General features: G+C 67.3%; 18 protein-coding genes. 10 read left to right on the top strand and 8 right to left on the bottom strand.

The annotated features are described in order from the left end of the window. Positions 1-13: 13 nt before the first annotated feature. The 3 genes from ACQEVO_RS33300 to ACQEVO_RS33290 form a co-directional block, all read right to left on the bottom strand. On the bottom strand, positions 14-685 hold the full coding sequence (locus tag ACQEVO_RS33300) for a heparin-binding hemagglutinin (RefSeq protein ID WP_432920810.1): 672 nt from the start codon (positions 683-685) through the stop codon (positions 14-16). After that, a complete protein-coding gene (locus ACQEVO_RS33295) occupies positions 682-1176 on the bottom strand; it encodes a helix-turn-helix domain-containing protein (RefSeq protein ID WP_432923277.1) in 495 nt (164 codons plus the stop codon). Before ACQEVO_RS33295 ends, ACQEVO_RS33300 begins: the two co-directional genes overlap by 4 nt. Positions 1177-1281: 105 nt before the next feature. After that, positions 1282-2634: a DUF445 domain-containing protein gene (locus ACQEVO_RS33290; protein ID WP_432920807.1), complete on the bottom strand. Its 1353-nt coding sequence runs from the start codon at positions 2632-2634 to the stop codon at positions 1282-1284. A 195-nt stretch (positions 2635-2829) separates the two neighbouring features. Here ACQEVO_RS33290 and ACQEVO_RS33285 point away from each other — a divergent pair, with 195 nt between their 5' ends. The 10 genes from ACQEVO_RS33285 (at position 2830) to ACQEVO_RS33240 (ending at position 11209) form a co-directional block, all read left to right on the top strand. Further along, a complete protein-coding gene (locus ACQEVO_RS33285; protein WP_432923274.1) occupies positions 2830-3516 on the top strand; it encodes a TetR/AcrR family transcriptional regulator in 687 nt (228 codons plus the stop codon). Positions 3517-3640: 124 nt separating this feature from the next. Then, the gene (locus ACQEVO_RS33280) at positions 3641-5044 is read left to right on the top strand and encodes an ABC1 kinase family protein (protein ID WP_432920804.1); all 1404 of its coding nucleotides are present in this window, start codon (positions 3641-3643) and stop codon (positions 5042-5044) included. Between the two features lie 36 nt (positions 5045-5080). Next, on the top strand, positions 5081-6322 hold the full coding sequence (locus ACQEVO_RS33275) for a saccharopine dehydrogenase family protein (RefSeq protein ID WP_432920800.1): 1242 nt from the start codon (positions 5081-5083) through the stop codon (positions 6320-6322). Continuing rightward, on the top strand, positions 6319-7002 hold the full coding sequence (locus ACQEVO_RS33270; RefSeq protein ID WP_432920797.1) for a class I SAM-dependent methyltransferase: 684 nt from the start codon (positions 6319-6321) through the stop codon (positions 7000-7002). Before ACQEVO_RS33275 ends, ACQEVO_RS33270 begins: the two co-directional genes overlap by 4 nt. Positions 7003-7169: 167 nt before the next feature. Beyond that, complete coding sequence (locus tag ACQEVO_RS33265; RefSeq protein WP_432920794.1) at positions 7170-7577, top strand: hypothetical protein; 408 nt, start codon at positions 7170-7172, stop codon at positions 7575-7577. Further along, a complete protein-coding gene (locus ACQEVO_RS33260; protein WP_432920791.1) occupies positions 7570-8145 on the top strand; it encodes a hypothetical protein in 576 nt (191 codons plus the stop codon). Before ACQEVO_RS33265 ends, ACQEVO_RS33260 begins: the two co-directional genes overlap by 8 nt. Then, positions 8142-8882, top strand: a complete 741-nt coding sequence (locus ACQEVO_RS33255; protein ID WP_432920788.1) for an ESX secretion-associated protein EspG — start codon at positions 8142-8144, stop codon at positions 8880-8882. The genes ACQEVO_RS33260 and ACQEVO_RS33255 overlap by 4 nt, the downstream gene beginning before the upstream one ends. Positions 8883-8892: 10 nt before the next feature. Further along, a complete protein-coding gene (locus ACQEVO_RS33250; protein WP_432920785.1) occupies positions 8893-9738 on the top strand; it encodes a polyphosphate kinase 2 family protein in 846 nt (281 codons plus the stop codon). A 137-nt stretch (positions 9739-9875) separates the two neighbouring features. Then, positions 9876-10646, top strand: a complete 771-nt coding sequence (locus ACQEVO_RS33245; protein WP_432920782.1) for a DsbA family protein — start codon at positions 9876-9878, stop codon at positions 10644-10646. Further along, positions 10643-11209, top strand: coding sequence for a vitamin K epoxide reductase family protein (locus ACQEVO_RS33240; protein WP_432920779.1), 567 nt, complete (start codon positions 10643-10645; stop codon positions 11207-11209). The genes ACQEVO_RS33245 and ACQEVO_RS33240 overlap by 4 nt, the downstream gene beginning before the upstream one ends. Positions 11210-11241: 32 nt before the next feature. Here the strand turns inward: ACQEVO_RS33240 and ACQEVO_RS33235 are convergent, their stop codons facing one another. From ACQEVO_RS33235 to aceA, 5 genes are all read right to left on the bottom strand, one after another. Next, positions 11242-12366, bottom strand: a complete 1125-nt coding sequence (locus ACQEVO_RS33235) for a S1C family serine protease (RefSeq protein WP_432920776.1) — start codon at positions 12364-12366, stop codon at positions 11242-11244. Positions 12367-12929: 563 nt separating this feature from the next. Next, complete coding sequence (locus ACQEVO_RS33230; protein ID WP_432920773.1) at positions 12930-13982, bottom strand: NAD(P)-dependent alcohol dehydrogenase; 1053 nt, start codon at positions 13980-13982, stop codon at positions 12930-12932. A 269-nt stretch (positions 13983-14251) separates the two neighbouring features. Then, positions 14252-16561, bottom strand: a complete 2310-nt coding sequence (metE, locus tag ACQEVO_RS33225) for a 5-methyltetrahydropteroyltriglutamate--homocysteine S-methyltransferase (RefSeq protein ID WP_432920770.1) — start codon at positions 16559-16561, stop codon at positions 14252-14254. Between the two features lie 295 nt (positions 16562-16856). Further along, positions 16857-17720 (bottom strand): 3-hydroxybutyryl-CoA dehydrogenase, encoded by an 864-nt coding sequence (locus tag ACQEVO_RS33220; protein WP_432923272.1) that lies wholly within the window; start codon positions 17718-17720, stop codon positions 16857-16859. 533 nt (positions 17721-18253) lie between these two features. Then, positions 18254-19543 (bottom strand): isocitrate lyase, encoded by a 1290-nt coding sequence (aceA, locus tag ACQEVO_RS33215; RefSeq protein WP_432920767.1) that lies wholly within the window; start codon positions 19541-19543, stop codon positions 18254-18256. Between the last annotated feature and the right edge of the window lie 460 nt (positions 19544-20003).

The following is a 20003-nucleotide window of genomic DNA, read 5'->3' as shown; positions in this document are numbered from 1 at the left end:
CCATATCGGCGGGTCAGACCGATTTCGGCGCGGTCTTCTTCGCCGGCGCCTTCTTGGCCGGCGCCTTCTTGGCGGCGGTCGCCTTCTTCACCGGTTCCGGCGTGGGGGCGGGCACCGGAGCGGGCTCGGGCGCAGACTCCACCACCTCGGCGTCGACCACATCGGCCGGGGCCTCGGTGGCGGGTTCGGGCTCGGTATCGGCGGGCTTGCCCGGGCGGCCGATCAGGCCGTTCACCCGGTCCAGCACTTCCTCGGCCCGGCTGCTCGCGTCCTTGTACAGGCTTTCCACCCGGCCGACCTGCTCCTCGACCAGGTGATTCGCCCGCAGGCGCTCCACGGTTTCCTCACCGCGGACGGCCAGATCGGAGTAGATGTCGACTACCTGGCGGTAGTACTGCTCGGCCAGTTTGCGCAGTTCTTCGGCGGTGAACTTCTCCCGCAGCTCGGCCAGATCCTCCGGCAGTTCCGAGGGCAGCTCGGCCAGCCGCGTCCGGATCTGCTCGAACTGGGTCTGCACGTCGGCGGGCAGGCCGGCGAACCGCTCCCGGGCCTCGTCGACGCGGCCGTTGACGTCGGTGGCACGTTCCCGCACCTGGGTCACCGCGTCCAGTACCGCGGTGTAGACGGCATCGGTGGCCCCGACAGTGGCGAACAGCGGTTTCACGGTGGTGTTCTTCTGGGTCATTTATCGTTCTCCTGGCGTGGCGGAGCGTCGGTGATCGGTTGTGGAACAACGCTGTCCCGAACGGTCGTTTCGTCCGGCCCGTTCTCCCGGCGAAACGATTCGTAGATGTCCAGGAGCACCTGCTTCTGCCGCTCGCTGATCGAGGAATCGGCCAGCAGCGCGTCCCGGACGGGACTGTGCGCCCGCTGCTCGAGATAGCCGGCGCGCACGTACAACACCTCCGAAGAAACCCGCAGCGCCTTGGCGATCTGCGTGAGCACTTCGGCCGAGGGATTACGCAATCCGCGCTCGATCTGGCTGAGGTACGGGTTGCTGACCCCCGCCAGCTGGGCGAGTTGACGCAGCGAGACCTGTGCGGCTTCACGTTGCGCCCGGATGAACCCCCCGATGTCCTGCGCCGCGTTCACCACGCGTGCTGCCTTGTCTCCGGCGCCGTCGGACGCCGCCGGACCTTCGGTGCGTTGAGCGGAAACCTGGGGTTGTTCGGCCATACTCTCGCTCACCTTCTGGCGTTGTACATACGCAACGATAAATCAGGGCGCTAGCAATAGCAAGCACTTCTGCTAGCAGGGTTGACTACGGACGGAAATCCGGGCTCATCCACCGAACATCAGATGGGAGACCGTGTAGATCGCGAGGCCGGCGAGACTGCCGACGACCGTGCCGTTGATCCGGATGAACTGCAGGTCACGGCCCACCTGGACCTCGATCTTCTTACTGGCTTCCTCGGCGTCCCAGCGGGCGACCGTATCGCTGACGATGGTGGCGATCTCGTCGGCGTAGTTGGCGGCCAGATAGCGGGCGCCGCGTTCGATCCACCCGTCGACCTTCGCGCGGGTCTCGGTATCGTCGCGCAACCGCTCGCCGAGCTGCTGCACGTTCTCCGCGACCTTGCGGCGCAGGGTGCTGCCCGGATCGTCGGCGGATTCCAGGATCAGGCGTTTGGCCGCCCGCCAGGTGGCCTCGGCCAGGCCGGTGATCTCCTCACGGCCCATGATCTGGGTTTTGATCCGCTCGGCCTTGGCGATCATCGTTTCGTCGAACTGCAGATCGTGGGCGAACTCCTCCAGGAACCGGTTCGCGGCCAGCCGGACCTCGTGATCCGGGGTCGAACGCACCTTCCAGGTGAACTCGACCAGCTCGCGGTACACCTTCTCCGAGAGCAGCACGTTCACGAACTTGGGCGCCCACTGCGGCGCCTCGCCCATGACGATCCGGTCGATCGTCTCCTGACTGCCTAGCGCCCACTGGTGGGCACGTTCGGCCAGCAGGTCCAGCAGCGGCAACTGGCGGTTGTCGGCCAGCAGTTCGGCGAGCACCCGGCCGATCGGCGGTCCCCACTGCGGTTCGGCGATCCGCTTGACGATCGTGTTGTCGATCACCTGCTCGACGTCCTCATCGCGCAACACCCCGACCACGGCCCGCAGAATCGTCGAACTCTCCTCGGCCACCCGCGCGGCGTTACCCGGATTCGCCATCCAGCGCCCGACCCGCCACGGGATCTGCGCGGAGTTCACCTTCGCGGTCACCACCTCCGGCGAGAGGAAGTTGGTGCCGACGAAATTACCCAGGCTCGCGCCCAGCTGGTCCTTCTTGCGGCGGATGATCGCGGTATGCGGGATCGGCAGCCCCAGCGGATGCCGGAACAGCGCCGTCACCGCGAACCAGTCGGCCAGCGCACCCACCATCCCGGCCTCCGACGCGGCACGCACATAACCCACCCAGTCCCCGGCGCCGCCACGCGACTCCAGCCACCGGCACACCAGATAGACCACGGTGGCCACGGCCAGGAACCCGGTGGCCACGGCCTTCATCCGCCGCAGATCACGCCGTTTGGCCGCATCGTCGGTGAGCGTGGCGAAAACACCCGGCGGTTCGGCCGGACCGCCCGAGGCGGACGTCGCGGAAGCGGAATCGAGCACCGCACTGCTACCGGTCGCTTTCTGCATACCCCTATTGTGCTGTTTCTTCGGCGCCGTCTCCGGCCGCGTGGGCCGCAGACGTGTTCCCGGGGCACCAAACGAACCAACGCTTCCGGCAGGGAGCCTAGAGTGGAATGGACGCGAACCGTACGGACCGAGGAGCCCACGCTGTCCACCGAAGATCTGCTCGATATCGGGAAATCCGCCGATCGATCGGCGCCGGTGCGTACCGCGCGGACCGATGGGCGTAAACGGCGCTGGCGCCAGCACAAGATCAACCGGCGGGAGGAGCTCGTCGACGGCACGCTGGCGGCGGTGCGTACCCGCGGCGGAAATGCCGGGATGGATGAGATCGCCGCCGAGATCGGGGTCTCCAAGACCGTCCTGTACCGCTACTTCACCGATAAGAACGACCTCGTCAACGCCGCGATGCAGCGGTTCATCGAGATCACCCTGATGCCCCGGGTGTACGGCGCGATCAGCCTGGACGCCGACGAATACCAGCTGGTGCGTTCGGCGCTGGCCGAGTACGTGGGCGCGGTCGACGAAGACCCGGAGGTCTACCGGTTCATCATGGGGACCGGCTCCGGCGACCCGTCCTCGCTGGCCGATTTCGAGCGGTTGTTCGCCGAGGTGGTCGCGGCCGCCATCACCGAACGCGGTACCGCTCTCGGAATCGAGACCGAGGGTGTGATGCTGTGGTCGTATGTGATCGTCGGCGGTATCCAGCTCGCCACCCACTGGTGGACCACCAACAAGTCGATGGACCGCGACGAGGTGATCGACTACCTCACCATGATGGTGTGGAGCGCCATCGAGGGTATGGCCAAGGCGGGTGGTTCGCGCACCCGGTTCGCCGGCCAGGAGCATGTGCTGCCGCCCATCCCGTCCGGCGACCAGGCCGTCTGAGTCACCCGGCTCGCCGGGCTCGACAACTCCGCCGGTTTGGCTAGTCTGTTGCCGTGCGGCGGCGTGGAACCGGCGAGTTCTCCGGCCACCGCAGGCGCGCGCCGGCACCAACGGAGGTACCTCGATGGCGAAACAAGTGCCGACATCCCGGCTGGCCCGCGGCACCAAACTCGGTGCGGTGGCGGCGGGTTCGGTGGTGCGCAAACAGCGCGCCCGGCTCTCGATGCGGGGTCGTTCGGAGGCGGTGCGGGCGCAGATGGCCGAGGAATCGATTCTGCGCAGTACCGAACAGCTGGTCATGGTGCTGGGCACCATGAAGGGCGTGGCCATGAAACTGGGCCAGATGATGTCGGTCCTGGACCTCGACCTGGTTCCCCCACAGCATCGTGAACGGTTCCAGAAGCGGCTGGCGGTGCTGCGCAATGCCGCGCCGTCGGTTTCGTTCGATGCCATGCGGGCGGTGATCGAGGAGGATTTCGGGCAGCCGCTGGACGCGGTGTTCGCCGAATTCGAACCCGAGGCGATCGCCGCTGCCTCCATCGGGCAGGTGTACCTGGCCCGGTTGCACGACGGCCGGCAGGTCGCGGTGAAGGTGCAGTACCCGGGGATCGATGCCGCTGTCCGGGCCGATCTGAAGAACCTGACCATGTTCCGGCGAGTCCTGCAATCGGCGATGCCCTGGGTGACCCCGGCGGTTCTCGACGAACTGCGATTGAACATGGAATCCGAACTCGACTATCACGTCGAGGCCGAGACCCAGCGCGATATCGCGGCGCTCTATGCGGGCCATCCGTTCATCGTGGTCCCGCAACCGGTGCTCGAGCACAGTACGCAGCGGGTGCTGGTCACCGAGTACCTGTCCGGAACCGCGTTCGAGGACATTCGGGCGATGCCCCGATCCGAACGCGACCGGGTCGGCGAGATCATCTATCGCTTCTATGTGGGTTCGCTGTTCACGTTCAACGAATTCTGCGGCGACCCGCACCCCGGCAATGTGCTGCTCGCCGACGACGGCCGGGTCGGGTTCCTGGATTTCGGGCTGTTCAACCGGATGGATCCCGAGCATGTCCGGTTCGAGGCGATCTGCCTGTGCGCGGCGGCCGAGGAGCGCGGCGCGGATCTGCGGGATCTGATGATCCAGCGCGGCGTGATCGATTCGGCCGACGAGATCGGTGCCGAGGAGTGCCTGGAGTATGTGCTCTCGGCGTCCGAATGGTGTCTGGTCGACGAGGAACTCACCATCACCCCGGAATTGGCGAGCGGTGCTTTCCTGCTGGCCGTGGACCCACGGTCCAGCGAATTCTCCGGGATGAAGCAACAGAATCTGCCGCCGGAACATCTGTTCTCGCGGCGCGCCGATTTCCTGACCTTCGGCATGCTGGGCCAGCTGGAGGCCACCGCGAACTGGCATCGGATCGCGCGAGAGTGGCTGTACGGCGAGGAACCGGTCACCGAACTCGGCCGGATCCATCAGGAATGGCTGGCCGAGCGCCGGCCGCACAAGCGCGGTAAACGCCGCTCCGGCTGACCGGGGCGACCTCACATCCACTAGGGGTTTCATTCCATGACGGACACACGCGAATTCGATCTGGTCGTTTTCGGCGCCACCGGTTATGTCGGCAAACTCACCGCCCAGTACCTGCTGGGCGCCGCCCCGGCGGAGGCGCGGATCGCGCTGGCCGGCCGGTCGGAGCGCAAGCTCGCCGCGGTGCGCGACGAGATCGGTGCGCACGACTGGAGTCTGGTGGTGGCCGACAGCACCGACCAGGATTCGCTGGACGCCCTCGCCGCCCGCACCACCGCGGTGATCACCACGGTGGGACCGTATCTGCGGTACGGGATGCCGATGGTCGCCGCCTGCGCGAAATCCGGCACCCACTACGCGGATCTGACCGGCGAACCGCTGTTCATCCGCGAGGCGATCGATACGTATCACGACGAGGCGGCGCGCACCGGCGCCAAGATCGTGAATTCCTGCGGTTACGATTCGGTGCCGTCGGATCTGAGTGTCTACCAGCTGTATCGGCGCACGGTGGCGGACAACACCGGCGAACTGGGCGACACCACACTCATCGCGACAATGCGCGGCGGGGTGAGCGGCGGGACCATCGACTCGGGCCGCGCGATGATGGAGATCGTCGCCGAGGACAAATCCAAGGGCGCGGTGCTGAGCCACCCGTATTCGCTGAGCCCCGACAAATCCATGGAACCCGATGTCGGCCGGCAGTCGGACCTCGTCGTATCCCGGGCCCGCGAGATCGACCCGAGCCTCGACGGCTGGGTGGGTACGTTCGTGATGGCGAGCCACAACACCAAAGTCGTGCGGCGCAGCAACGGCCTGCTCGGCTGGGTGTACGGCAAGAACTTCCGTTACCGCGAAACGATGGGCGTGGGCAGTACCCCACTGGCGCCGCTCGTCGCGGCCGGTGTCACCGGCGGCGTGGTGGGCGCGCTGGCGGTCGGTAGCCTGCTGTCCCGGTTCCGTGCCGGACGTGCCCTGCTCGACCGGATCCTGCCCGCGCCGGGCACCGGCCCGAGCGAGCAAACGCGGGAGAACGGCTGGTTCCGGATGCGCACGTACGCGCACACCACCTCGGGCGCACGCTACGTCGCGACCTTCGCCGGCCAGGGCGACCCCGGCTACAAGGCGACGGCCGTCATGCTCGGGGAAAGCGGGCTGGCGCTGGCCTTCGACGAGAAACCGGAGCTCGCCGGCATACTCACCCCCGCCGCCGCGATGGGCGACGCACTCACCGAACGCCTGCGGGCCGCCGGGATGACCATCGAGGTGGAGGCGCTGGGATGAATCTCGCCCGGCGCACGATGAACGCCCCCGCGCTGGCCGCCGTCTACGAGCGAGTGTGGCGGCCGACGGTCTTCTACCTCGCCTCCGGCCGCAGCAACGCCGCCGATCGCCGTTTCGCGGTGGAAGCGCTGCACCTGCACAGCGCGCGACGGGTGCTGGATATCGCTTGCGGGCCGGGGAATTTCACCCGCTATCTGAGTGAGCAGGTGCCCGCGGACGGCTATGTCACCGGTATCGACTTTTCGCCGCCGATGCTGGCCCGCGCGCTGGCCGACAATTCCGGCCCGCGGGCCGGTTATGTGCGCGGCGACGCCCGGTTCCTGCCGTTCCCGGACGGAACCTTCGACGCGGTCTGCTGTTTCGGTGCCCTGTACCTGATCCCCGACCCGCTGGTCGCGGCCCGCGAAATGGTGCGGGTGCTCGCGCCGGGCGGCCGGCTCGCCGTCACCACGAGCTACCGGCCCGATAATCCGTTCGGCGAATTGACCCGGCGCGCGGCGGGTTTGAGTGGCCTGCGCATGTTCGGCGGGCAGACCTTCCCGGAGTTGTTCGCCGCGGCGGGGCTGGTGGAGATCGACCAGGAGGTACACCGTTTCCTGCAGTACCTCACCGCGGTCAAACCGGCGGCTGGGGTCCCGCGTCCGCTCGACCATCCGGCCGCCTCGGGGCGCGGGATCTGACAGACCGCTTCTCCGGCCACGCCGGCGCCCGGTACCTGCGCGGAACACCCTGCCGCGTGCGCCATTTCACAGGCGGATCCCCGCCCGCGGCAGGCAATCGCGGGCACAGGTTGCTACCGGTCGGTAGAGTCACCGGTCGTACCAACGGTCCGGAAGGGGGATTCCAGATGCCGGTACCGGACCTCGGTCAGAGCGCGGCCCGGCGGTTGTATGCCGCGGCCACCGCCGGTGGCACGGAACCCTTCGTCCTCGCCGAGGATGTGGCGTTACGCCTGGCCGCCGCCTGCGACACCCTGGTCGCCGAACTGGAGGCCGCCCGCTCCGGCGGCCGGCAACTCGCCACCGTCCCCGGTACCGGAGGATTCCCCGATCTGCCCACCGGGCATGCCCTCGCCGCCGGGTTCGCCGGGAAGGCCGCCGACTACCTCGACACGCTCACCGCGTTGCAGGAAACCGCGCTCTGGTTCAAGGCCGCCTACCTGGCCGCCGCCGGGCGGCTCACCGAAGCCGATCTCGCCAATCGCGCCGCCCTCGCCGTGGCCGCCGGTGCCGCCGGAGGTGATGGGCATGACTGAGTCCGCCGGTTCCGACCCGCCGTACGCCCCCGAGCGCGAATGCTTCGGCAGTTTCACCCATCAGGAGATCTGGGACCGGGTGCACGAAGTACTCGATCCGGGTGCGCTCGGCGCGGCGGCCGCGGCCTGGAAAGCGAATGCCGACGCCGTGGCCTCGGCATTCGCGACCTTCGCCGATACCGTGCGCCGCGAATTCACGGGCTGGTCCGGGCAATCCGCGACCGCCGCCTGGCAGGCCACCCAGGATTTCGTCCGCACCGGTGAGGCCACCCACGAGGTCTGCCGCGCGGTCCAGCGCCTGATGGAAGGCAATTCCGATGCGGCGCAGACACTCCGGGCCGCACTGATCGCACCGCAGCCGTATCGCCCCCTCGACGACCCCGCCGCCGAAGCGGTGCACGGCGGCCGGCGGCGGATGGAACACGATATCGCCTCGGCCGCCGCCACCGCCGACGCGCAAGCCGCGATGACCGCCCTCTACCTCCCCACCATCCCGGCCTCCGGGGATCGGGTGCCGAGCTTCCCCGATACCTCCACCGGCGCCGACCGTGGGGGCGCACGCCGGTGAAATGGATATTCACCCCGGACGAATTCAGTTACGTCTGGGCCAACGAGACGGGTTCGGACCGGCGCCCCTACCCGGTGAACCTGGCGCCCGCCAGTACGGTCCGTACCGAATCCGAACTGGCCGCCCTACGATTACCGCAGCGGTTCGCCAGACAGGCCGACCCCGATCTGGCAGCCGCGCTCATGCTCTGCGCCCGCCCGGACGCCACCGCTGTCACCATCTCCGGAGAACGCTCGGTGCTCCCCCGCAACGGCGAACAGCCCGATACCGAGCAGATCCTCGGCTTCGCCGCCGTCATCGATCACCACGCCGCCGTCCTGCACGCCACCGCCACCAAGGTCACCGTGCATATGTGCCATGCGCAGGACCTCGGGAGCCGGGTGGTCGCGCTGATCGGCTCCGCCCGTCGCGGCACCCATGGACCGCTGCGCGAACCGCAGGACGCGGTACTCACCGATGCCCCCATACCGGGTTGCCAGGCGTCCGGCGATGCCGCCCGGTTCCGCACGACCCTGCGCAAACCGGTGGACTGCCGCGGTTTCATCACCGTCACCGTCGCCCCGGACGACCCGATGTCCCCGCCCACCCGGCATCGCAGCTGGCTGGATATCCGCGAAGACGGCCGCTACCTGCTGACCACCGCCGATGTGCTGGTCCTGGACCCGGTCAGTGATACCGAGTTCGCGCACCGGCTGCTCGGCCTGGCCGGGATCGGCGGGAATACGCCCGGGCTGTGATACTGCTCCGATGACCGAGCACTGGATGGAACCCGCGAGCCGGGCACTACGCGCCGACGGCCTGCGGATCGCCCGCCTCGACACCTCCGCCCGCCCCGGGTTCCAGGGCGGCAAATCCGACGGGAAGCGTCTGCTCGCCGAACGGGGCGAGGTGCTGGCCGCGGAACAGGAATTGCTCTACGCCAACGGTCGCGCCGGTGACCGGCGCAGCGTCCTGCTGGTGCTGCAGGGGATGGACACCGCCGGCAAAGGCGGGATCGTGCGCCATGTGATCGGCTCGGTGGATCCGCAGGGGGTCGATCACACGGCCTTCGGCGTACCGACCGAAGAAGAGAAACAACATCATTTCCTGTGGCGGATCCGCCGCGCGCTACCGCGCGGCGGGCAGCTGGGCGTATTCGACCGGTCGCATTACGAGGACGTGCTGGTCGCGCGGGTGCACGGGCTGGTACCGGAACAGGTCTGGCAGGGCCGCTACGAAGAGATCAACCGGTTCGAGCGGGAACTGACCGAGTCCGGTACGACGCTGGTGAAGGTCGCACTGTTCGTCTCCCTCGACGAACAGAAGAAGCGACTGCGACAGCGTTTGGAGCGACCGGAGAAATACTGGAAATTCAGCCCCGCCGATATCGACGAACGCGGTTACTGGCCCGCCTACCAGGATGCCTACCAGGCGATGCTGGACCGCACCGGTACCGGCCACGCACCCTGGTACGTCGTGCCCGCGGACGCGAAATGGTACGCCCGGCTGGCCGTCACCGAACTGCTGATCGAGGCGCTGCGGAACCTGGACCTGAGCTGGCCCGCCCCCACCTTCGACCCGGCGGCCGAACTCCGCCGCCTGGACAACTCCTGAGCGGCCCGCACGCGGCGGGTTGTGGAAACTCTCAGCTAGTGGGGCAATGATGGGGCGGAGCGCCGGAAACTCCGGCCCCCCGCCGCGCTACCACCGGGCGGGGCACCCAGGTGAGCGAAAGGCGTGGTGAACGCACGGTGAGCAAGAAACCCGGGCGGCCGAACCCCCAGAAACCCGGGCGGCCGAATCCGCTGGCGGCGGCCCAGCGCGCGGAGCGCAATCGCAAGATCGCGATACAGGTGGGCATCACCGCGGTCCTGGTGGCACTGGTCGCCGCGATCGGGATCGGACTGGCCGTGCGGAACTCGGGTTCCGACTACGACGGGCCGGTACCGGCAGCGGCCACCGAGAACGGCGCGATCCGGATCGGGCAGCCCGACGCGCCCGCGAAAGTCCGCATCGTCGCCGATATGCAGTGCCCGGTCTGCAAACAGTTCGAAGCCGATCACAGCGAACTGCTGAACCAGGCCGTGGCCGACGGTGACGCCGTGATCGAGTACAACATCGTCGGCTACCTGGACCGGGCATCCACCACCGAATACTCCACCCGGGCAGCCAACGCCTCCTACTGCGTCGCAGACCGCGGCACCGAAAACTACCCGAAATGGCTCGAGCTGATGTTCCGGCAGCAGCCGCCCGAAGGCGGTGCCGGCCTGCCGGACGAGCGGCTGATCGCCATCGCGCACGAAGCCGGGTACACCGATCCCGCCGTCGACAAATGCATCACCGACGGCACCTACAAAGGTTATGTCGCGGCGATGTCGGATAAATCGCTGAACGACGACGGTATCGACGGAACACCGACGGTGTTCGTCAACGGCGAGCAGGTGCAGCTCACCGGGAATCCGGACGGGTCCTTCAATACCGCTCCGCTGACCGACGCGATCCAGGCGGCTGCGGGACAGTGATCACGACCTCCCCTCGGGCAGCTTGGATCATGCTCCTGACCGGCCTGGCCGGTTGGGTGGCCGCGCTGGTCCTGCTGGTCGAAGATTTCAAACTGCTCAGCGAACCCGGGTATGTGCCCTCGTGCAGTCTCAATCCGGTGCTGTCCTGCGGGTCGGTGATGGTCACCGATCAAGCGCAGGTACTGGGCTTCCCGAACCCGATCATCGGGCTGGTGGGGTTCTCGGTGGTGGTCACGCTGGCCGTGCTCTCCGTCGCGGGTATCGGCCTGCCCCGCTGGATCTGGGCGGGTCTGTGGCTGGGCACGGTCGCCGGGACCCTGTTCATCTGCTGGCTGATCTTCCAGAGCCTGTACCGGATCAACGCCCTGTGCCCGTATTGCATGGTCGTGTGGGCGATCATCACGCCACTGCTGGCGGTGCTCACCGAACAGTTGTGGGGTAACGATCGGGGCGCGCTGCGGGTGGTCGCGGAATGGCGCTGGACCTTCGTCGCCGTCTTCTACGCGGTGGTGCTGGTACTGGTGTTCCTGCGCTTCCAGGATTACTGGCTGTCACTGTTCTGACCCGCGACGACACCGCGCGGTGACCGCCGTCGCTAGCCGGGTGTGCCCGCGACCAACCGCACCGAAACAACCCGTTCGCCCCCGTCGACGCCCAGCACACCCAACCGCACCACCTCGGCGGGGCGGCGGGTGTCGATCGCCATCCGCAGCGCGCGGGCACCGGTAACGGGGCGGTCGTCCACCGAGGTGATGATCTCCCCGCTCACCAGCCCCGCCTCCTCGGCCGGGAGCCCCGGGATGGCCATATCGATCCGCGCGCCGCGCGGACCGGCGTCGGAGATCAGCACGCCGAGGGTCGCGGTGGGGCCGATATGAACGGTTTCGGTGGGGGTCCCGGAGCGGATCTGCCGTACGATCCGCATCGCGGAATCGATCGGCACCGCGTACCCGTTCGGCGGGTCGACGGTATCGCCCGGCGGCGGATCCCGTTCGCCGGACGCCGCCGCGATCACCCCGACCACCGCGCCGGTGTGATCGGTGAGCGCGCCGCCGGACTGCCCGGAACTGACCGGGGCCTCGATCTCCAGCATCCCGGTGAGCGGCTGCCGGGAAAGATCCTGCTCGTTGAACGCCATGATCGTGCTGTCCAGATCGCTGATCCGCCCGGTGACCGCGGTCGCGGCGCCGCTACCACCCGCGTTGCCGATCGCCAGCACCTCGTCGCGGACTCGCAGATCCGCGGAACGGCCGATCCGCGCGGTGGCGAGGCCGGCGGCGCCGGAGAGATCGAGCAGGGCGATATCCGCGCGGGCGTCGTAGCCGAGCACCTCCGCGGTGTACACAGCCCCGTCGGTAACCCGGCTGACCTGGACGGTTTTCGCACCCTTAACCACATGATGGCTGGTCAGCACCTGGCCGTCGCGGGTGAGGACGATCCCGGAACCGGCCGCCGCGGCGCCGAACGGCCGGGCGGCGGCGGTGACGTTCACCAGCACGGGCGAAATATCGCGGGTGAGCCCGCGGGGGTCCAGCGGAGGGCGCGGCACCGGACGCACCGGAGCCACGGCCACATCCGGCCCCGCGCGCCCCAACCCAGGGATCTCGCCGCGGTAGCCGAAGAGCGCACCGAGGGCGAGCACGACGGCGAACACGGTGACGAGCACCCGCCCACCACCGCTCGGCCCACCCGGACCGGCGCCCTCCCACTGGTTCCCCAACAAGCCTCCTGTGTTTATTTTTGCGGCGCCTGCGGCGCCGCAGGTCAAGTTTCTCCCAACCGGGCGGGGCGTGGGGATATTTCGGATCGCCGTGGCGGTCGGGTGGCTTCGCGGATCCCGCGGCCGGAAGTTATCCACAGGCTTCCACAGTTATCCACAGGCTGGGTGTTGTCTGGGGACCTCAGGCGCCGGACCTGTGGATTCACCGGCTGCCGCCGGCGATTCGGTTACGGCCGCGTCACAGGCCGGGGTGTCCGCCGAACGGGGAACCGCGCGGAAACCGCCGCTGACGGGTCGATATCCGCAGGACGAAACGAAGATCCGGTGGACCGGAATTCGTATCCGGTCGTTATCCTGCGGACACCCAATCAATAGAATTCCGGGACCCGGCGGCCGAATCCCCGGAAATCCATCCACACATGGATACGTCCATCCACAAGACCTGGGTGGGTTTTCCACAGGCTTCTCCACAGTGTGGAAAAGGCCCACCGGAGAGTACGAGGCATTCTTCGATACCGGTCGATCCTGGGAACCGAGCGGACGAATTCAGCCAGGGCAGTACGTCATATGGTCGCCGTATCGATGACGAATCGGTACCGCACATCGCTGGCCACAACACGCTCGTAGGCGCCGTCGATCTCGTCCGCGGAAATGACCTCGATTTCCGCGCCGATTCCGTGCTCGGCGCAAAAATTCAGCATTTCCTGCGTTTGCGCGATACCGCCGATCATCGAACCCGACAGCGACCGGCGCCGCCCGGCCAGCACCTTCGGCTGCACCGTCAACGGCTGCTCCGGCAGGCCGAGCACCACCAAGGACCCGTTCAGGCGCAGCAGCTTCATATAGTCGTTGATCGGCAGATCGGCAGAGACCGTATTGATGATCAGATCGAAGTGGCTGCGCAGTTCCCGGAAGATCTGCTTATCACTGGTGGCGTAGTAGTGCTGGGCACCGAAGCGTTTCCCGTCCTCCTGTTTGCTCAGCGAATGGCTGAGTACCGATACTTCGGCACCCAGCGCCGCCGCGATTTTCACGGCCATATGACCGAGCCCGCCCATTCCGATAATCGCGACCCGCTTACCCGGCCCGGCGCCCCACTGCCGCAGCGGCGAATACACCGTGATCCCCGCGCACAGCAGCGGCGCGGCCACCGACAGGTCGATACCTTCCGGAATTCCGACCACGAAGTTCTCGGTCACCACGATCTGGGTGGCATAGCCACCCAGGGTGTGCCCACCGGGCTGCACCTCGTCGGGAACCCGGCTGTTGTAGGTCATCACCGCCCCGCGGGTGCAGTACTGCTCCTCGCCCTCCAGGCACGGTTCGCACACCCCGCAGGAATCGACCATGCAGCCGACACCCACCCGGTCGCCCACGCGATACGTACGGACCTCGGACCCCACCGCGGCCACGGTGCCCGCGATCTCGTGCCCCGGAACGCACGGGTAGGCGGCCCCACCCCATTCGTTGCGCGCGGTATGGATATCGGAATGGCAGATCCCGGCATAGGCGATATCGATCAGCACATCCCGCGGCCCGAGCGCCCGCCGCTCGATGGTGACCTTCTCGAACGCGGCATCGGGCCCGGCCATGGCATACGCGGCAACATCACTCATGGCTGTAATTCTGGCGCCGCCTTCGGCGGCGCGGGTTTTGGCCCCCCTTAGTCCCTGCTTTCCGCACTCGACACTCGCGGCTGCGCCGCATCGCATCGAGCACGGAAAGCAGGGACGGGCCAAAACCTCTCAGGGCCTCGTAAGACTCGGCACCGGGATCGTGAGCTCTCCGTAGATGTGACCGTAAGAAGGTGCTCATCCGCGCAGGGATGTGAGCCGCAGTCACTGCCGATCGCAGGCCCGAACCCTGGCGCCGCGGGGCGGCTCCGCTACTGCTCGGCTTCCTGCAACCTGCGGCGGACGCGGCGGGCGGCGGCGACCATATTGCGTAGGGCGGGGTCCAGTTGCCAGTGGTGGCGGGTTTTCAGGCCGCCGTCCGGATTGGCCCACAGGCGTTCGGGGCCGACCGCCGCCGCGGCGGCGGTGAGCAGTTCGTCCAGTTCGTCGATATCGGGGATCCGGGCCGAGCGGCTTTCGTAGACGCCCGGGCCGACGCCGTGGCTGAGGCCGTGGCCGGAGGCGTAGTCCTCCTCGAGCGCCTTGAGCACCCATTCGATGGACCGGGTCGCGACGATCGCGGTCACGTCGGCATCGAGTTGTTCGATGGCCTCCACGATCTCGGTGCGTCCCGAGTACGGGATATGGGTGTGGATCTGCGTATCCGGCCGCACCCCGGAGGTCGCCAGCCGGAACGCGCCGATCGCCCAGCGCAGATACTCCGCGCGGCCCTCCGGGCGGGCCGGCCACAGCTCGCGCAGGGCCGGTTCGTCGACCTGGATGATGCCGATACCGGCGCGTTCCAGATCGACCACCTCGTCGCGGATGGCCAGCGCCACCTGATCGGCGGTTTCGTAGAGCGGCTGATCCTGCCGGACGAACGAACGCGCCACCATGGTGACCGGGCCGGTGACCATACCTTTGACCGGTTTATCGGTCAGCGATTGCGCGTAGGTGATCCACTCCACCGACATGGGGGCCGGACGGGAGACGTCGCCGTAGATGATCGGCGGCCGCACACAGCGCGAACCGTAGACCTGCACCCAGCCGAAATGCGTGGTGGCGAAACCGTCCAGCAGTTCGGCGAAGTACTGGATCATATCGTTGCGTTCGTGCTCACCGTGCACGAACACATCGAGCCCGATGTCTTCCTGCAGGGCGATGGTCGCGGCGATCTCGGCTTCGATTTTCTTGCGGTATTCGTCGTAGGAGATCCGGCCCTCACCCAGTTGCTGACGGGCCTGCCGCGCCTCGGCGGTCTGAGGATAGGAGCCCAGGGTGGTCGCGGGCACCAAGGGAAGCCGCAGTTTTTCCTGCTGCGCTGCGCGGCGCACCGCATAGGGTTCACGTTCCCGCATTTCCGGGGTGATCGCGTAGACCCGCTGGCGCACGGCGTGCTTCTGTTTGAAATGCACCTCACCCGGGCGTTTACGCCATTTATCGGAGGGCCCCTCGGTGAGCGCTTTGGCCAGCGACACCACCTCGCCGACTTTCTGCTTGGCGAAAGCCAGCCGATCGGCCACATTCCCGTCGATATCGTATTCGGCGAGCACGTCGTAGGGCACGTGCAACAGGGTGGTTCCGGTGGAAACCACCAGGTCCGGGCACACTTTAGCGAGTTCGTTCAGGTATTCGAGCGTGACGTAGCGATCCGCCCGCCACACATTCGTCCCGCTGATCACGCCCGCGTACAGCCGTTTGCGCCGGATACCGGGGATCCGGGCGAGATCCTCCGGGCGCATCCGGTAGGACGCCAGATCCAGGCCGATCGCCTCCACCCCCGAGGCGGCGAGGATGGTCAGCGCCTCGCCGAAATCACCGTATTGTCCGGTGACCAGCAGACGCGGCCGCAGCGGCGCCTTGGACAAGCGATCGTAGGCGCGTTCGAACGCCGCGAGCTCGGCCGGCGATCGTTCGGCGGTGAAGCAGGGTTCGTCGAGCTGGACGCAGGTTGACCCGCGGCGGGCCAGGATCTCGAACAGCTCCTCGTACACCGGCAACAGCTTGTCCAGCAATTCGACGGTGTCGAAACCGGCCGATTCACCGGGCACACTGCCGGCCTTGGACAGCAGCAGCAGCGACACCGGACCCAGCACCACCGGCCGCAATTCGATACCCGCGGCCATCGCCCGATCCCATTCGTCGAGCAGGGCCTCGGGGTGCAACGAGAATTCGGTATCGGCGTCGAGTTCGGGCTGGCGGTAGTGGTAATTGGTGCCGAAGAAACGCACCAGTTCCAGCGGCGGCAGATCGGGGCGGCCGCGCGCCATCAGGAAATAGAAATCCAGCTCGTCCAGCTCGTCCCGGTATTCGGCGAACCGGGACGGCACGGCACCGAACAGCAGCGCGTTGTCGAGCACATGGTCGTAGAAGGAGAAGGTGTTACCCGGCACCTGGGTGAGCCCGGTGGCCGCGAGCTCGTGGAACTGCTGTTCCTGGATATCGCGCGCGACCGCACGCAATTCCTGCTGGGTTATCGACTTCCGCCAGTACGCCTCGAGCGCGCGTTTGAGCTCCCGGTGCGGTCCGATCCGCGGATAGCCGAGCACACTGGACCCGAACCCCTCGCTGACGTTGACCATTGCCGACCTCCGTGTCATCAGGCGCCACCACCACCGACGGTGCCGATCCTTGCCCCTGTTCTACCCACGAATCCGGGTCGCCACCGCCGACCCCGGATCCACCCCTGCACAAGTCTTGCCCACTACCGCCCCGAACCGGACGCAACCACGGCGGTGCCGAGTCTTACGAGGCCCTGAGAGGTTTTGGCCCGTCCCTGCTGTCAGCGCTCGATGCGAGGCGGCGCAGCCGCGAGTGTCGAGTGCTGACAGCAGGGACCAAGGGGGGCCAAAACCCGCGCCGACGGAGTCGGCGCAATTAATACTGGTAGAACCCTGCGCCGGTTTTCTTGCCCAGTAGCCCGGCTTCCACCATGCGCATCAGCAGCGGCGGGGCCGAGTAGAGCGGTTCCTTGAATTCGCCGTACATGGAGTCGGCGATGGATTTGACGGTGTCGAGACCGACCAGGTCGGTGAGCGCCAGCGGGCCCATCGGGTGGGCGCAGCCCAGCACCATGGCCTTGTCGACGTCTTCCTTGGTGGCGAACCCGGACTCCACCATCCGGATGGCGGACAGCAGGTAGGGCACCAGCAGGGCGTTGACCACGAAACCGGAGCGGTCCGAGGAACGCACGACCTCTTTGCCCAGGATCTCGGCAGCGAATTTCTCGGCGCGCTCGGAGACGGACCCGCTGGTTTTCAGTGTGGTCACCAGTTCTACCAGCGGCAGCACCGGCACCGGGTTGAAGAAGTGCATACCCACGACCCGCTCAGGGTTGTTGGTCGCGACGGCGATCTTCATGATCGGGATGGAGGAGGTGTTGGAGGCGAGCACCGCGCTCGGGTCGGTGACCACCTTGTCCAGTTCGGCGAAGATCGAGGTCTTGACCTTCTCGTCCTCCAGGACGGCCTCCACCACGAGCTGGCGGTCGGCGAAATCGCCCAGGTCGGAGGTGAACCGCAGCCGCCAGGCCGCCTGCTCACGCTCGCGTTCGGTGATCTTGCCGCTGCTCACGCCGCGGTCCAGCGACCGCAGGATGCGCGACCGGCCGGCCGCGGCGAGCTCCCGGGTCTGCTCGTACACCAGCACATCGACATGCGCGCGGGCGCACACCTCCGCGATGCCGGCGCCCATCTGTCCGGCGCCGATGACACCGACGCGCTGAATCTTTTCGCTCACAATCCCGCTCCTGTATTTTTGGCGCCGCCTCCGGCGACGCGGGGTTCGGGGCCCCCTTGGTCTCGTTCTTCACTCCTCCGCTCCTCCGCTTCGCTCCCCCGCTCCGTCGCTCCAAAACGAGACGGGCCCCGAACCATGGAGGTTGGTCGTATGGAATGGATGCTGCGCGGAGTGCGTCGGTGACAAGAGGGTGTGCCGGGTTTTGTTGGGGGTGAGTCCTATGTTGTGTTTCCTGATCCACCGTAGAGGGCACCGAAGCCCCCTCGCCGGGCTGTTGCGAGGGGGCGGCGGGTACACCCCTACCGAGGTAGTGGTTGCCGGTATCCGTCACGGATACCACGCCGGGCTCCGATGAACCCGGAACCTGGCCGGGCCGGACTCGACGTGCCCAGCGGCAGTGCCGAGTTCAGCGAGGCCCTTGGAGGGCTCGGCCCGTCCCGGCTGTCAGACCTCGAAGCGAGGCGGCGCAGCCGCGAGTCTCGAGGGCTGACAGCCGGGACCTAGGGGGCCGAGCCCGCGCCGCGCGTCAGCGCGGCTTAATGAAACTGCCCCTCTTCGGTGGAGCCCTTGAGAGCGGCCGTCGAGGTGTTGGGGTCGACGGTGGTGGCGATGGTGTCGAAGTAGCCGGCACCGACCTCGCGCTGGTGCTTGATCGCGGTGAAGCCACGCTCGGCGGCGGCCTTGAACTCGCGCTCCTGCAGGTCGACGAAGGCGGTCATACCCTCGCGGGCGTAGCCGTAGGCCAGGTCGAACATGCCGTAGTTGAGCGAGTGGAAGCCGGCCAGGGTGATGAACTGGAACTTGAAGCCCATGGCACCCAGCTCACGCTGGAACTTCGCGATGGTCGCGTCGTCCAGGTGCGCCTTCCAGTTGAAGGACGGCGAGCAGTTGTAGGCCAGCAGCTGGTCCGGGAACTCACCGCGGACGGCCTCGGCGAACTTACGGGCGACCTCGAGGTCCGGCACGCCGGTTTCCATCCAGATGAGGTCGGCGTAGGGGGCGTAGGCCTTGGCGCGGGCGATGCAGGGCTCGATGCCGTTCTTCACGCCGAAGAAGCCCTCGGAGGTGCGGGTGCCGTCGAGGAATTCGCGGTCGCGCTCGTCCACATCGGAGGTGATGAGGGTGGCGGCTTCGGCGTCGGTGCGGGCGATGATCACCGAGGGCACCTGGGCGACGTCGGCGGCCAGGCGCGCGGAGGTCAGGGTGCGGATGTGCTGCTGGGTGGGGATCAGCACCTTGCCACCGAGGTGGCCGCACTTCTTCTCCGAGGCCAGCTGGTCTTCCCAGTGCACACCGGCGGCACCGGCGGCGATCATGGCCTTCTGCAGTTCGTAGGCGTTCAGCGCGCCACCGAAGCCGGCTTCGGCGTCGGCGACGATCGGAGCCAGCCAGTTCTCGACGGAGGTGTCACCTTCGACCTTGGCGATCTCGTCGGCGCGCAGCAGCGCGTTGTTGATCCGACGGACCACGTTGGGCACCGAGTTGGCCGGGTAGAGGCTCTGGTCGGGGTAGGTGTGCCCGGAGAGGTTCGCGTCACCGGCGACCTGCCAGCCCGACAGGTAGATGGCCTTGAGGCCGGCGCGCACCTGCTGCACCGCCTGGTTACCGGTGAGGGCGCCGAGGGAGTTGATGTAATCCTCGTTGTTCACCAGGTCCCAGAGGATCTCCGAGCCACGCCGCGCGAGGGTGTGCTCTTCGACGACGGTGCCCTGCAGCTTCGACACCTGCTCGGCGGTGTAGTTGCGGGTGACGCCCTTCCAGCGGGGGTTGGTGTCCCAATCCTGCTGGATTTCCTCGGGGGTCTTCGGGGTGCCGGTGGTCGACATCTTGCGACTCCACTTCCTTGTTCGGTCGGTCCGCCGGTCCGCGTCGACGGTGCGTTTCCGCACCGCACTGCTGGATCGGCGATTCGCAGGCTTGCAATGCCCAGCGGGGGTACTTCCACACGATGGCACACGATCAAAACGTCGTCTACCTGTTGCTTCTGTGAATCCGAGCTAGGATCAGCAACAAGATTGTTAAGTCTGCAAAAGTAGCCAGCACATTGCCCCGGGAAAATCTACTCACGGGTAGCCCTGACATGGGGTTTTAGCGTAACGCCCGTACTGTTAGCGAAAGCACCGACCCCACCCCCACTCCCCACCCGCCGGCCATCGCTGTGAGGACCTTCATAACTGCGGTCCCGCGCCCTCAGTTCCACGGCGGTTCATCCGGAATTCGGCTCGCCGCCGCCGCCCGCCCCCTGCGCGTAAGAAGCGCGCCCGAAAACACAACCATTCATGTCCC

The sequence above is a fragment of the Nocardia sp. CA-290969 genome, from assembly GCF_050936135.1.
GTDB lineage: Bacteria > Actinomycetota > Actinomycetes > Mycobacteriales > Mycobacteriaceae > Nocardia.
This window is presented reverse-complemented; position numbering and strand designations above follow the sequence as displayed.